The sequence below is a fragment of the Flavobacterium sp. FlaQc-28 genome (genome assembly GCF_044007415.1).
Taxonomy (GTDB): domain Bacteria; phylum Bacteroidota; class Bacteroidia; order Flavobacteriales; family Flavobacteriaceae; genus Flavobacterium.
The window spans coordinates 113,911-128,326 of the sequence record NZ_JBIPCM010000005.1; the positions used below are offsets into that span (position 1 = coordinate 113,911).

The 14,416-nt window shown below is 32.1% G+C and carries 19 protein-coding genes; 4 read left to right on the forward strand and 15 right to left on the reverse strand.

The features are described 5' to 3' along the window. Position 1: 1 nt before the first annotated feature. From ACHRVL_RS14165 to ACHRVL_RS14225, 13 genes are all read right to left on the reverse strand, one after another. Positions 2-472 carry an SRPBCC domain-containing protein gene (locus ACHRVL_RS14165; protein ID WP_395413835.1) on the reverse strand — a complete coding sequence of 157 codons (471 nt, stop codon included), beginning with the start codon at positions 470-472 and terminating at the stop codon, positions 2-4. Between the two features lie 3 nt (positions 473-475). Next, positions 476-802: a helix-turn-helix transcriptional regulator gene (locus ACHRVL_RS14170; RefSeq protein ID WP_099718160.1), complete on the reverse strand. Its 327-nt coding sequence runs from the start codon at positions 800-802 to the stop codon at positions 476-478. A 165-nt stretch (positions 803-967) separates the two neighbouring features. Continuing rightward, entirely contained in the window at positions 968-1,336 is a 369-nt protein-coding gene (locus ACHRVL_RS14175) for a hypothetical protein (protein ID WP_395413837.1), read from the reverse strand. Positions 1,337-1,472: 136 nt separating this feature from the next. Beyond that, positions 1,473-2,156, reverse strand: coding sequence for a hypothetical protein (locus ACHRVL_RS14180; protein ID WP_395413840.1), 684 nt, complete (start codon positions 2,154-2,156; stop codon positions 1,473-1,475). Positions 2,157-2,219: 63 nt separating this feature from the next. Next, the gene (locus ACHRVL_RS14185; protein ID WP_395413843.1) at positions 2,220-2,789 is read right to left on the reverse strand and encodes a Crp/Fnr family transcriptional regulator; all 570 of its coding nucleotides are present in this window, start codon (positions 2,787-2,789) and stop codon (positions 2,220-2,222) included. A gap of 40 nt (positions 2,790-2,829) precedes the next feature. Continuing rightward, positions 2,830-3,054, reverse strand: coding sequence for a DUF2798 domain-containing protein (locus ACHRVL_RS14190; protein WP_395413844.1), 225 nt, complete (start codon positions 3,052-3,054; stop codon positions 2,830-2,832). Between the two features lie 121 nt (positions 3,055-3,175). Next, positions 3,176-4,108 (reverse strand): transglutaminase, encoded by a 933-nt coding sequence (locus ACHRVL_RS14195; RefSeq protein WP_395413847.1) that lies wholly within the window; start codon positions 4,106-4,108, stop codon positions 3,176-3,178. Between the two features lie 18 nt (positions 4,109-4,126). Next, positions 4,127-4,978, reverse strand: a complete 852-nt coding sequence (locus ACHRVL_RS14200; protein WP_395413850.1) for a substrate-binding domain-containing protein — start codon at positions 4,976-4,978, stop codon at positions 4,127-4,129. Positions 4,979-5,034: 56 nt separating this feature from the next. Next, positions 5,035-5,508, reverse strand: a complete 474-nt coding sequence (locus ACHRVL_RS14205; protein WP_089055508.1) for a DUF4265 domain-containing protein — start codon at positions 5,506-5,508, stop codon at positions 5,035-5,037. Then, a complete protein-coding gene (locus ACHRVL_RS14210) occupies positions 5,508-5,900 on the reverse strand; it encodes a VOC family protein (RefSeq protein WP_395413853.1) in 393 nt (130 codons plus the stop codon). The genes ACHRVL_RS14205 and ACHRVL_RS14210 overlap by 1 nt, the downstream gene beginning before the upstream one ends. Before the next feature lie 44 nt (positions 5,901-5,944). Then, positions 5,945-6,814, reverse strand: coding sequence for a nucleoside phosphorylase (locus ACHRVL_RS14215; RefSeq protein ID WP_395413856.1), 870 nt, complete (start codon positions 6,812-6,814; stop codon positions 5,945-5,947). A 238-nt stretch (positions 6,815-7,052) separates the two neighbouring features. After that, positions 7,053-7,385: a translation initiation factor gene (locus tag ACHRVL_RS14220; protein ID WP_089056753.1), complete on the reverse strand. Its 333-nt coding sequence runs from the start codon at positions 7,383-7,385 to the stop codon at positions 7,053-7,055. A 105-nt stretch (positions 7,386-7,490) separates the two neighbouring features. Continuing rightward, complete coding sequence (locus tag ACHRVL_RS14225) at positions 7,491-8,441, reverse strand: isopenicillin N synthase family oxygenase (RefSeq protein ID WP_129023030.1); 951 nt, start codon at positions 8,439-8,441, stop codon at positions 7,491-7,493. Between the two features lie 169 nt (positions 8,442-8,610). Between ACHRVL_RS14225 and ACHRVL_RS14230 the strand changes: the two genes are divergently transcribed. Both ACHRVL_RS14230 and ACHRVL_RS14235 read left to right on the forward strand, forming a co-directional pair. Further along, complete coding sequence (locus tag ACHRVL_RS14230; RefSeq protein ID WP_395413857.1) at positions 8,611-10,587, forward strand: thiamine pyrophosphate-dependent enzyme; 1,977 nt, start codon at positions 8,611-8,613, stop codon at positions 10,585-10,587. 68 nt (positions 10,588-10,655) lie between these two features. Continuing rightward, complete coding sequence (locus ACHRVL_RS14235) at positions 10,656-12,398, forward strand: DUF885 domain-containing protein (RefSeq protein WP_395413858.1); 1,743 nt, start codon at positions 10,656-10,658, stop codon at positions 12,396-12,398. A 96-nt stretch (positions 12,399-12,494) separates the two neighbouring features. Here the strand turns inward: ACHRVL_RS14235 and ACHRVL_RS14240 are convergent, their stop codons facing one another. After that, complete coding sequence (locus ACHRVL_RS14240; RefSeq protein ID WP_395413860.1) at positions 12,495-12,902, reverse strand: glyoxalase; 408 nt, start codon at positions 12,900-12,902, stop codon at positions 12,495-12,497. Positions 12,903-12,971: 69 nt separating this feature from the next. Between ACHRVL_RS14240 and ACHRVL_RS14245 the strand changes: the two genes are divergently transcribed. Beyond that, on the forward strand, positions 12,972-13,355 hold the full coding sequence (locus ACHRVL_RS14245) for an acyl-CoA thioesterase (RefSeq protein WP_395413862.1): 384 nt from the start codon (positions 12,972-12,974) through the stop codon (positions 13,353-13,355). A gap of 89 nt (positions 13,356-13,444) precedes the next feature. Beyond that, entirely contained in the window at positions 13,445-13,870 is a 426-nt protein-coding gene (locus ACHRVL_RS14250) for a hypothetical protein (RefSeq protein WP_395413863.1), read from the forward strand. Positions 13,871-13,899: 29 nt separating this feature from the next. Here the strand turns inward: ACHRVL_RS14250 and ACHRVL_RS14255 are convergent, their stop codons facing one another. Then, positions 13,900-14,343 (reverse strand): thiol-disulfide oxidoreductase DCC family protein, encoded by a 444-nt coding sequence (locus ACHRVL_RS14255; RefSeq protein ID WP_395413865.1) that lies wholly within the window; start codon positions 14,341-14,343, stop codon positions 13,900-13,902. Positions 14,344-14,416: the final 73 nt, after the last annotated feature.

Consider the following 14,416-nt stretch of genomic DNA (forward strand, 5'->3'; position numbering starts at 1 on the left):
TTTAGTTTATAGTTTTACTTAAAATTTCTTGTAATCGATTATGCGCCATATTAATACCTTGTGCAAACGGCATTTTTAATGTTTGGTCTCTAAGTTCAATTGATCTATAAATAATTTGAATAGTAAGTCTGCTGGTTTCATTAGTAAGTTTTTCAAACTCTAAAAACTCCAATTGAGGAGAAAAGTTTGTATTTTCCATTTCAAAAGTTCGTGTTATTTTTTGATTAGGAATATATTCATGTATGACACCGTTTGCCTTAAAAACTACATTTCCATTAGGATCTGAAGTTTCAAACTGCCAGCCGCCGTATTTTTTATTTTCTAGTTTCAGTACTTTTGTTCCCATCCATTGTTCTACAATTTCGGCTTCGGTGTATCCTTTGAAAAGTAATTCCAAAGGAAGATCAAAATCTCTAGTAATCACTAATTGCTGTTCTCCATTGACGGCGCTGACTTTAGTTTTTGGTTCCATGTATTAATCGTTTTTGGGTTTATAGTTTTTCATTATACTTTCTAATTTATTAAACCTGTCATCCCACATTTTACGAAAAGGTTCAATAAAATTGTCGATTTCCTTAATTTTTTCTGGATTTAAATGATAGTGAATTTCTCTTCCGGTTTGTGTTTGATGAAGTAACTCACATTCACTCAATATTTGTATGTGTTTTGAAATAGTCTGTCTAGACGATTTAAAATTTTCGGCAATAGCTCCCGGAGTCATTGCTTGTATAGCCACTAAGCTCAAAATAGCTCGGCGGGTAGGGTCGGCGATCGCTTGAAAAACATCTCTTCTAATTTCCATTGTGCAGTTATTTGACTGCAAATATAATGCAGTTATTTGACTGCGCAATTTTTTTTTAACTTTTTTTCAAAAAAAAACTCCTAAATAAATAATTTAGGAGTTTTCAATGTCTTTATTTTTTTTGAATTATGATTCTGATTTTAAAAATGTTACACTAAACTTAAGTTAGATCTTCTTTAGTGTAAGTTTCATTTCTTTACTGTCTAAAATCAGTTCATCTGTTGTAATCGTGCTTTCACAAGGGTATGGAGTACCAACTTCATCTTTTATCACTAAACTTTTTCCACCTTTTGTCAATGCATAAGTACCATTTGTAATCTCTCTTGTTAAAAAGCCAGTTACGTGCCCATCTTCAGTAAAAGTTAGGGTTCCGTCGCTTAGAATAACTGCTTTTAAAGAATCTGAAAGTGGCATTTTAGCTTCTACAGCAGTAATTTTCCAAGAATTTACCAGTTTATTTCTACCCTTAGCGCATGAAATAATTAATACTGCAGCCAATGCAATTCCGAAGATAAATAATTTAGATTTTTTCATGATTTTGTGATTAAAAATTAGACAGGAAAAGTTACAAAAAAAAGTATTACTCCTAACATTTTATTAACACAAAATAAGTTAATCTGTCTGATTTATAATATTTTATTGAAATTACTATTGTATTTCCATAGTATATTTATTTCCAAAATGGTTTTGCCTTTAATTTTTTAGTATCCCAATTTTTTTCATTTTTAAAGTAATCATATAACACTACAACAGTTTTGGGTTCTCCCAATATATAAGCAATTCCGTTTCCGTCAATTTGAGGTTCTAAAACACTTATTTTTTGTTTTACCACTTCGGGAACTAAAGGGTTAATGATGTAATGATCAAACGGAAAACTTCCGTCTAAATCAGGAAAAATATCTCTTTGATTATAGGCATATATGAAGCTGAAAACCTTTTTGTGCAGAGAAAGATTTCGATTAATTTCATATAAATGAGAAAGCGATGTTACATCACCAATCAAATAATAATAATCTGCAGAGTCATCTGCAAGTAGTTTTCCTTTTGGTGGTTCAAAATATATGATATCATCGTTTTTAAGAGTTCTTACCCAATTTGCTCCCTTTCCTTTTGAAAATGTACATATTGCAACATCTATAATTTGATGGATAGGTTCGTAGTTCCAAATCGAATATTTTCGAGTTTCTAAGTCTGGAAAAATGGTATAATCGCCAAGAAAAATGTTTAAGGTAAATCCGGGAATATATTCCATTTTTTCAAAATCAGAACTTTGTATTTTTAGATGAAATATGTGTTTGTTAATTTGTTTAATATCAATTAATTGTCCTTTTTGAATATCGTAATTTGTCTGCATAATTTTAAAATTTTATGCAAAGATGAAAATCAAAAAGAGAAGGAATATTGACTTATGTCAAAATCAAATTTTTGATTTTAAACGACTTAAAGTTTCCTGAGAAATATTAAGATAGGAAGCTACCATTTTGTTTGGCAGCCGCTGTACATATGCCGGATTTTGGTTTAACAACAGTTTATAGCGTTCCTTTGCATCCATAGTTATAAACGACATTAATCGCTTTGTATTTGTAATGTAGGCCATCTCAAGATAATGTCTGTAGAATTTTTCCCAGGCAGGAATTATAGCTGTTAAGTGATAAAAATCTTTTTGATTGATGTATAATAGTTCTGTTTCTTCAAGTGCTTGAATAAATTCAAAAGAAGGTTCTTCTGTTATAAAACTGACTAAAGCGGTTGCAAAACTGTCTTCAAAGGCTAAATAACGTGTAGAATCAAGTCCTTCTTCGTTAATAAAGAATATTCGCAAACAGCCTTTGCCAACGAAAAACATCCGTTGGCTGGTTTGTCCATGCGTAACCAAAATTTCATTCTTTTTTGGTTGTAAAGGTTTAAAAAAGGATAAGATTGTTTTTAGTTCAGATTCATCAACAACTATTTCTCTTTTTATATAATCTTCAATTTGTTTGTACATTATGTTATCAGGCTGTATCAACAATTAAAAACGGAATGTTTTAACTGTTTCTTGTTAATTTTTCCGAAAGTTTTCTTGCATTTGGGATAATTAAAAAAGCTGCTGCATAAGCAACAGGAAGCATCACCGTCCAAGCTTTTAGAAATTTAAAAAACCAATCTTGTCCAAATCCGTAATTGCGAATCAAACCCACAAATGCCATTATTAATGTCATTGGTATTACCACAAATAAGGTGTTAACGTACTTAAAGTGTTTCTTTTTCATTTTAAAATAATTTTGAATTAATAGTAATGCAAAGATGTTGCAAGAGTCTTTATTCAAAATTGACATAAGTCAAAAAAGAACTTATTTGATAATGGAGTATTCTGAGTTTTTGAATGTAAATTTAGTTTAGAGTCAAAGCCCCTAAAATTTCTTCGTACATAAATGGTCCTCCCGGATACTTAGCCGTATAATCGAGATTCATCCATACTTGACCACGTTCATCAATGTGATAGTGAATTTTCTTTTTATAGCTTTCCTTTGGGAAAAGTACATTTTTGATTAGATAATTGACTTTTTCCAAATCGATTAAGGAACCAATTAATATTTCAGGATATATATGTCCTTTTGTATGAATTAATCGCGGAGTGCCGCCAATAGAACGAATTGCGGCCGCCATTAGAATAGAATGATCGTCACAGTCTCCAGAAAAATACTCTAATGATTCGCTGGCAGTTGCAATATAATCGCCTTCTTTTGGATCATTTACATAATTCCAACGGCTGTTTATTTCTTTAAATACAGCAAAACATTGAATTATTGTTCTATAATCTGAATATCCTTTTATGCCTCTAAAATTCTTGGTTGTTGCCATGATTGCAAAATTCCTGACTTTTGGATTTTGATATTCGATGGCATTTATAATTTTCGACTTGTTTGGAAAAGGCAGCAATTTTGCCACAATAATATCCTGAGGAAAAGGATTGTCTGACATGGTGTAAATCATCGAATTGTAATCTTCAGATATTTCGCTGAAACCATAATTTCCAATGACCGTTCCATAAATTAGAATCAATAAATAAACAGCAACACATAAAATTATTATAGTTCGCAACAACATTAAGAGAAAGAAAATCGCCGCAAAAACGAATATAAAAATAAACACACGATCTAAATTGAATGCCCAATTTAAATCGCGTAAGTTTTGATGCAGTATGATAAAAATAGGTATCGTTATCAAAAGACTCAACAGCATAATAATCACCCTATCCCAAGGTGATTTCACCTGTAATTTGGATTTTAATTGCGGAAAGTCAATTTTAGGAAAATTTATCATAAGAATCGAAAGCAGTTTTTACAGCGCTTTTACCGTTTCAACAAAAGTACTTTTTTTATCAATAATTCCCAGATCAAATAATTGATTTTGGATTTTGATAAAAGCTTTCTCATTTAAATGTTTTTGAGACCATTGTGTTAGTTTAAGCCATTCTTGAATGTCTTCTACTTTTTGATTGAATAATTCGGCCAATGTTTTGTCAATACTCGGAATTTGAGCAAAATCAACGGTAGTTTTGTTTATAATTTCTAAGACTTTTTCAACAACTTTTGGGTTTTTCTTCAAAAACTCGTCACGAACCGTTATTACAAAAGACGGCCATGGAGTAGGACAGTCGCCAATGCGTCTAAAAACACCTTTATCTACAAGAGGTTTTGTCATAAAACGTTCCCACATAAAATAATCTGCAGTTCCGTTTGTTAAAGCTTCAACAGCACCATCAATTGTATTTATAATCTCAAATTGCAAGTTATCACTGTTCCAGCCTTGTTCGTTTGCATTAACGTAAGCCATCAATTGTGAACCTGATCCAATTCTAGAAATTGCGGCCTTTTTATTTTTTAAATCCGTGATATTCTTAAAGTCAGATTTTGCCGCGACGTGAATTCCCCATATTAATGGCGATTGCACATAAATCTGAACAATTTTACTTGGGTTTCCCGCAACAATATCTTTTACAATTCCTTCGGTCAAAATAACCGCCATATCCGTTTCTCCATCACGCAGCATTTGACACATTTTACCAGTTCCTTCTGGAATGTCTTTCCATTGCAAATCAATATTTTCTGCTTCAAATTCGCCATTTTCAATGCATAAATGCCATGGCAGATTGAAGTGTTCCGGAACACCTGCAATTTTTACCGTTTTCATTGTAGTTAAGTTTAAGTTAAGTTTAAGTTAAGTTTGGTATGCGTATTTAAGTTTGTTTAGTTTTTTAATAAATCAGCTCGATGTTTTTCAGAAAGACAAGGTTCTGCAAATTCAAAAACAGAAAGCGTTTCATATTCATTTAAAACACTTCGTACAATCGAATAATCTGTTTCTCTTGCAATTTCGACAGCTAGAAAAGTATCATTTAAACTTTCAGACAAACAATTAATTGCTTTCAGTTTTTCGATTATAATTTCCTTATCAAAATCTTTTTCTAAAATTAAGATCTGAACTATCGAATTTCCTGAACTTTCAATCGTTTTTTGATAGACCAAACGTTCTTCTTTTTCATCTAATTCAGCATAAAATAAATCGTCTGTTGCAATTAATGCTCCAAAAAAAGGAATATTATCTAATTTAAAAAGTCCCTTTTCTAAGTCTACAATTTCAGCCCACATAGTTTCTGAAACGGTTTCTTCTAGATAATCGCTGTAATATTTAAATAGTATTTTTTTATGTGTTTCTTTCATTAGTTAATTTCACTTATTATTGCTTTCAATGGAGATATAACAATTCTATAACCATCAGGATCCTGAAACATTTTTCCGTTTTCATTCCAAAAAGGATTTACGGCAGTTATAGTTGAAATATTATGATGCTCAAGCTTATCTATTAATTCGTTGTAATCTAAAATTGTTTTTGGATAAAGGATAATTACATCATCTTCATCAAAAGAATGATTGGCTTTTACTTTAGATTGCGTAAACTCAAAATGCCAGTCTAAACCTATTTTTCCAATAAAAACGCCGTCATAATCTTTATGATTCTGAAAATCACCTAATCGCTCAAAACCAAGAATATTGATATAAAAATTTTCAATTATTTCTAAGTTATCCGTGTGTCTTGCAACTCTTAAAAACATAATTTTAGATTTTTAAATTATCTTATTTTTTAATTGGCAGATTATTAATTCCCAGCCAACTTATTCAATGTATAAGTAATAAGTTCATCAACTGCTCTATAAGGATCCTCGCTGAATGTTCCTGATGCACGGTTGGCAATAATGGCATTTAAAGATAAAGCATTATGACCTAAAAGCGCCGAAAGTCCATAAATTGCAGCTGTTTCCATTTCTAAATTGGTGATTCTGTCATCCTCAAATTTAAAATTATCCATTTTACTGTTTAATTCCTCATCCTGAATATTCAAACGTAAAACCCTGCCTTGCGGACCATAAAAACCTCCTGCAGTTGCAGTAATTCCTTTAAAAATTTTATCAGATTCTATAAGTTGTTCCAGTTTTTCTGAACACGGAATTACATAAGGCCTTCCTTTACGGCTGTCCCAATTAGTATGTTTGATAAAAGCATCTTCAAGAGCTGCATTTGAAACTTCGTCGATTAAGTAGGAGCGAAGCATATTATCTAAACCAAGTCCAAATTTCGACATTACAAAACTATCTACAGGAATATCCTCTTGTAAAGAACCAGAAGTTCCAATTCTTATAATATTTAATGAAGTTAAGTTTTCTTTTGGCTCGCGGGTTTTTAAATCGATGTTTACCAAAGCATCCAGTTCATTTACAACAATGTCAATATTATCAGGGCCAATTCCAGTTGACATTACAGAAATTCTTTTGCCTTTGTAAATTCCGGTTTGAGTTTTAAATTCTCTTTTTTGTGTCGAGAATTCAATTGAATCAAAAAACTGAGTGATTTTTTCAACTCTATTTTGGTCGCCAACAAAAATTATATCATTGGCAATATGTTCAGGACGAAGGTTTAAGTGGTAAACACTTCCGTCTGGATTAAGTATTAATTCTGAATTTTGTATCATTTTTTTCTAGGTGCTAAGGTTCTGAGGTACTAAGATGCTAAGGTTTTTTGTAGAGGAGCACTGTAGTGCCTTTTTTTTAAATTCCAATTACTCAAATTTATACAAAGCTTTGTGATCTTTGCGTTTTTTATAAAACCTATCGTTATAATTCTTTGCTCCCGATAGCTATCGGAATTGCGGTTAAATATTTATAATTATTTGGAACAATTTAAATTCTAAAATAAGCAATCTAAAATTATTACCCGCCAACACGTTTCGTTTTAAATCCTTTTTCTTTTAAAATAGCCATAATTTTATCGCGGTAATCACCTTGAATAATTATAGAATCATCTTTAAAAGTACCGCCAACGCTTAATTTGGTTTTTATTTCTTTAGCCAATAGCTTAAAATCTTCATCACTTCCTTCATAACCTTCGATTATGGTGGTTGCTTTTCCTTTTCGTTTTTCAAACTTGCAGATCATGGGTTCTTTTTGAATGTAAAGAACATGATCCTGCTCTTGAACCTCTTCTGGTTCGTTTGATTCGATATGATCGGGGAATAAATTTTTTAATTGATCTTTAAAATCCATATGTTTTCTTCTTCTAAAAAAATAAGCTCCAATTTAAAAATTAAATTCCAAATTCCAATGAAAGTTTGGAATTTGGAATTTTTAAAATTGAAACTTAAATAAGTTTTATTTTTTGATTAAACCTAGATCTACCAAACGTTCGTATAAATAATCACCAGCGGTAATATCTTCGAATTTTTTTGGGTTTTCTTCATCAATACAATTTTCTAAACAATCTAAACGCATATCACTTACAGGATGCATAAAAAACGGCACAGAAAAACGTGAAGTTCCCCATAATTCTCTAGGAGGATTCACTACTTGGTGAATGGTTGATTTAAGTTTGTTATTAGTATGTCTAGACAACATATCTCCAACATTAATAACCAATTCGTCATCAGCTGCAATAGCGTCAATCCAGTCGCCATTGTGGTTTTGAACTTGAAGTCCTTTGCCTTGAGCACCCATTAATAAGGTAATCAAGTTAATATCGCCGTGAGCCGCTGCACGAATTGCATTTTCTGGCTCAGAAGTAATTGGCGGATAGTGAATTGGTCTTAAAATAGAGTTTCCGTCTTTTGCATATTGATCAAAATAAAATTCATCTAAACCAAGGTGCAAAGCCAATGCTCTTAATACATAAACACCAGTTTTTTCAAGCATCTGGTATGCTTCTTTTCCTACAGCATTAAAACGAGGTAACTCAGTAACTTCTACATTTTCAGGGTATTCTGATGCGTATTTTGAGTTTTCGTCAACGTATTGGCCAAAATGCCAAAATTCTTTCAAATCTCCCTCTTTGCGTCCTTTAGCATGTTCTTTACCAAAAGAAACATAACCTCTTTGTCCGCCAATTCCAGGAATTTCATAATTATGCTTAGTTTCTACTGGCAAGGCGAAAAATTTTCTAATTTCACCATAAAGTTCGTCTACCAATTGGTCGTCAAGAAAATGACCTTTTAGGGCTACGAAGCCAATGTTTTCAAATGCACTGCCGATTTCATTTACAAATTTTTGTTTACGTTTCGGGTCGTCCGAAAGGAAATCACGTAAGTCTACACTAGGAATGTTTTGCATACTTTACATTTTTATTTAAGAAAAAAAGGCCTTTTAAAGCCTTTATATAACAAAGGTAGAGAATATTTTAGAATTGAATTTTAAAAGTTATAATAAAATTAAAATTTTATAACATAAATGAGTGAAATTGTTATATTTTTTTATATTTGATATACAAAAACCAAGAACTATGATCTTTTATAGAGAAAACCTTACAGATGAGCAGTTGTTAGACTTATACAAAAAACTGCTTAAGCCGCGTTTAATCGAAGAAAAAATGCTCATTTTGATTCGGCAGGGTAAAGTATCTAAGTGGTTTTCGGGAATAGGGCAGGAAGCAATTTCTGTTGGTGTAACTTCTGTTTTAGACGAGTCTGAATATGTTTTGCCAATGCATAGAAATCTCGGAGTTTTTACTACACGAAATATTCCTTTGCATCGATTATTTTCGCAATGGCTGGGAAAAGCAAATGGTTTTACAAAAGGACGTGACAGAAGTTTTCATTTTGGAACTCAGGAATATAATATTATTGGAATGATTTCGCATTTGGGGCCTCAGTTAGGAATTGCTGACGGAATTGCGTTAGCGAATAAACTTCAAGATAATAAAAAAGTTACCGCTGTTTTTACTGGTGAAGGCGGTACAAGCGAAGGCGATTTTCATGAAGCGTTGAATATTGCTGCTGTTTGGAAACTTCCTGTAATGTTTGTTATTGAAAATAATGGCTACGGATTGTCTACGCCGACAAAAGAACAATATTCTTGCGAGAATTTAGCCGATAAAGGAATTGGTTATGGTATTGAAAGTTATATTATAGACGGCAATAATATTTTGGAGGTTTATAATAAGCTGTCGAAGTTAAAAGAAGATATGCAAAACGATCCGCATCCTGTTTTGCTCGAGTTTAAAACTTTTAGAATGCGCGGTCACGAGGAAGCAAGCGGTACCAAATATGTTCCGAAAGAATTAATGGAAGAATGGGAAACTAAGGATCCTGTTGTAAATTATAGAAATTATTTAACTGAAATTGGCGTTCTTACAACTGAACTTGATGAAGAGTTTCACAACGAAATAAAACAGGAAATTGACGAAAATCTTGCCATTGCCAATGCCGAGCCCGAAATAATACCTTCTTACAGCGGTGAATTAGAAGATGTTTATAAGCCATACGAATATGAAGAAGTTATTTCGACAGCTGAAAATAAGAATATTCGTTTTATAGATGCTATTCGAAATAGTTTAGAACAATCTATGCAGCGTCATAAAAACCTTGTCATGATGGGACAAGATATTGCTGAATATGGTGGTGCTTTTAAAATTACTGACGGATTTGTAGAGTTTTTTGGTAAAGATCGTGTTAGAAATACTCCTATTTGCGAAAGTGCAGTTGTTTCGACTGCGATGGGATTGTCTATAAATAATTATAAAGCAATTGTCGAAATGCAGTTTGCTGATTTTGTTTCAACAGGATTTAATCCGATTGTCAATTTATTGGCAAAATCACATTACCGCTGGGGCGAAAAAGCCGATGTTGTGGTTCGTATGCCTTGCGGCGGCGGTACTCAAGCGGGACCATTTCATTCTCAGACAAATGAGGCTTGGTTTACCAAAACTCCAGGTTTAAAAGTGGTTTATCCTGCTTTTCCTTATGATGCAAAAGGTTTATTGAATACTGCAATTAACGATCCAAATCCAGTTTTGTTTTTTGAGCATAAGCAATTGTACAGAAGTATACATCAAGATGTTCCTACCGATTATTATACTATTCCTTTTGGAAAAGCAGCATTGTTAAAAGAAGGAACTTCGATAACTATTATTGCTTTTGGTGCTCCAGTGCATTGGGCATTGGAAACGTTAGCGAAATATCCTGAAATAAAGGCTGATTTAATCGATTTAAGAACGTTGCAGCCACTTGATACTGAAACTATTTTTACCTCAGTAAAAAAGACAGGAAAAGTAATTATTTATCAAGAAGATACCCTATTCGGAGGGATTGCAAGTGATATTTCGGCTTTAATTATGGAGGAATGCTTTGAGTATTTAGACGCTCCCGTAAAAAGAGTGGCAAGTCTCGATTCGCCAATTCCGTTTACAAAAGCCTTAGAAGATCAATTTTTACCTAAAAATCGTTTCGAAGAAGTTTTATTAGAATTATTGAAATATTGATTATAAAAATCACATTGTTTTGCATAATGAACATTTTTTTTATCTTTAAACCATAAAAAAAATGACTTATGAAAAAACTGTTTGTTTCAATTTTTGCTATTGCATTGCTTTTTTCTTGTAATAAAGGTGCTAAGTCTAATGCTGACAAAGCTTTAGATGAAAAATTTGATAAATACAAAGACGGCTTTGTAACGGCTTTGTGGGAAATTAATCCTGGCTGGGCTTCTGGTGTAGGGTATCACAAGTTTGATAATCTCTTAGTTGTTCCAAATGCAGCTGAAGAAAAAAAACAACTTGATTTTGCAAATGCACAATTAGATTCATTAAAGCAGTTCAAGCTTGAAGATCTGTCAGATAATAATAAGACTGATTTTCAAATGATAAAAAATCAGCTTGAAAGTACAATTTTCAGCATTAAAGAAGTAAAATCATCGCAATGGAATCCAGCGGATTATAATGTTTGCGGTGCTTTCGCTGAAATATTAAATGGAAAATACGACTCATTAGAAACTCGTCTTCGTTCTTTTGGTGCTAAAATGGACAATGTTCCTGCTTATTACGAAGCGGCAAAAGCCAATATTAAAAATCCTACAATAGAACACACAGAACTTGCAATCGCACAAAACTTAGGAGGTTCGACAGTTTTTGATGTTGATCTTAATGAAGCTTTGGGAAAAAGTAAATTGAGCGATTCTGAGAAAAAAGAAATGCAGGATAAAGCTAAATTGGCTAAAAAAGCGATCACAGATTATGCTGCTTGGTTAAAAGCTTTACCGAACAAAACACCTAGATCTTTTAGACTTGGTTCTGCATTGTATGCTAAAAAATTCAATTTTGATATCCAATCAAGCTATACTGCCGATGAGATTTATAAAATTGCAATTGACCACAAAAAAGATTTGCACGAGAAAATGTTTGTTCTGGCTGATAAACTTTGGACGAAATACAAAGGAAAAGATCCAAAACCAACTGATAAATTAGATTTAATCAAGCAGGTTATTGATAAAATATCATTGCAGCATACTACTCCAGAAAAATTCCAGTCTGAAATTGAGAAACAAATCCCAGAACTAACAGCTTATGTAAAGGCTAAAGATTTGTTATACATCGATCCATCAAAACCACTTGTAGTTCGTAAAGAGCCTGCTTATATGGCGGGAGTGGCAGGAGCATCAATTTCGGCTCCGGGACCATATGATAAAAATGCGAATACGTATTACAATGTAGGAAGTATGACAGGATGGACGGCTGAAAATGCTGAAAGTTATTTGAGAGAATACAACGATTACATTCTTCAAATTTTAAATATTCACGAAGCAGTTCCTGGACATTATACGCAATTGGTTTACAGTAATCAATCTCCAAGTATCATTAAATCTATTTTAGGAAATGGCGCAATGATCGAAGGCTGGGCTGTTTATGCAGAAAAAATGATGTTGGAAAGCGGTTACAAAAACTCAGATGAAATGTGGTTGATGTACTATAAATGGAATTTAAGAGCGACTTGTAATACAATTTTAGATATTAGTGTTCATACTAAAAACATGTCTAAAGAAGCAGCTATCGATTTATTGACTAAAGAGGCTTTTCAGCAGCAAGCTGAAGCTGATGGTAAATGGAAACGCGTGACTTTATCACAAGTACAATTATGCTCTTATTTTACAGGTTATACTGAAATTTATAATTTAAGAGAAGAACTTAAAAAGAAAGAAGGAGATAAATTTAATTTGAAAAAATTCCATGAGAAGTTTTTAAGTTTTGGAAGTGCTCCAGTTAAATACATTAAAGAGCTAATGCTTTCTGAGGAATAAATTTCTGAAAAGTATAGTTTTAGAAACAGGTTTGGTAAGATTAATAATCTTGTCAAACCTGTTTTTTTATGCTAAATAATTTCTGAAAATAATAGTTTAATTTTCTTTTTTATCAAATTCAAACAACTGCACTTGACTTTTTAGTCTGTCAATCAATAAATTCATCATGCGCTTGTTTAAACTTGATGAATTTTGAATGTATGTATCGTATTCTTCAATCGTAAAAAGCGCCATAACAATTCCTTTTAGAGAATTTCGAAACTTAATATCTTTTTGAATCGAATTTTCTATAGTCTGGAGTTTCTTCTCGATGGTGTAGGAATAAAAATCGGCTTTGTTTTTATTTACATAATTAATAAAAACGGCTATGAATAAATCATTTTGAAGCTTTAAAATAGGTCTAATTGTTTGATTTTGAAATAACTCATCTGCCGAAGATTGAGCACTTACAGTTCCTAAAGTTTCGCCTCTGAATTCTTTTAAAAAAGTGTCTCTATCTGCCATGTTTTTTCTTTAAATTTATAAAAATTTCAAATACAAAAAACTCTATTTTTACTTTTATAAATTAAAATTATGCGATTTCATACTAGAAAGTGGGTTAAGCCCGAAGATTTAAATCCTAACGGAACTTTATTTGGAGGAAAATTATTAGCGTGGATAGACGAAGAGCTGGCGCTTTATACTATAATTCAATTAGAAAATCCGAGAGTTGTAACCAAACATATGTCCGAAATCAATTTTAGAAGTTCTGCAAGACAAGGAGATATTGTCGAGATTGGGATTGATGTGGTTAAATTTGGAAATACTTCGGTAGTTTTAAAATGTGCAGTTAGAAATATGATGACGAGGGAAACCATTATTACAATCGATGAAACTACAATGGTGAATCTCGATGAAAATGGTAAACCCAAAGCTCACGGAAAAACTCAAATTGAGTTTGTAAAAGATCGTTTATAAATTACTTAAATAACTATAAATGATATAAGTAAACTGCTTAACAAATGAGTTATGAGTAATGTTAACTTATGTCAAAACAAATGTATACTATGAATTTAAAATCACTTTTGTTTCTTTTTTCGGTTTTTGCAATTATCGCTTCTTGTAATTCTAAAGAAGAAAAAACAGGTTACAAACAAGTTTTTTACCGTGCTGTAACTAATAATGATACTGCAATTTTGGTTCTAAACATCAGTGATAAACGTTTTTTTGGACGGTATGAAATATTGTATAATAGGATTGGTAAAGATTCTGGAGATGTGAGAGGCGATATAAAGGGAGATACGTTTAGAGGCGATTTTCATTTTATATCTAATGGAGGAAGCTGGAAAAGAGTTCCTTTGGCTTTTTTGCGAAAAGAAAATAAACTAGTTTTAGGGAATGGTGTAGTGGGGACATATATGAATCTTCCTTGCTTTTTGCCTGGAACTTTAAATTATAAAGACCCAAAATTTACTTTTGAAGAGGTGAAATAATAAATTTAGTTTTTGATTTCAAGATGTTTTTACAAAAACTTTGCTTTTAGTTCTGGCGTAGGAATCATGCAGCTTTCTTTTTGGCCGTACCATTTGTAGCGATTTGCTGCAATATAGTCGTAAATATAATTTCGAAGCTTTTCTGGAAGAATTTTAAAAATTGTCATTATACTGTATAAACCGCCCAAATCTTCGGCAATTTCAATTACAGCGTTAGATTTATAATAATAAGCCACAGCAGGATGATACATAATTATGCTGTCAATTTTAGCTTGATCGACACCAATATAAGTACAAATTTCTTTTCCTAAATCAGATTGTAAAGCCACAAAACGAAAAGTATCTTTTTTATCGTGTTTTATAATAAATTGAACGGCGCTGCTGCATAAATTGCAAACGCCGTCAAATAGAATTATTTTTTTGTTTTCTGCAGTTTTTTGAAGCAGCGAAACAATCTCACTCTGTTTTTCCATTTTATATATACGCTTCACTTCGTCGTTTTCCGAATAAAGCTCTTATTTGTCTAAAAATCCATCGAAGATCAGG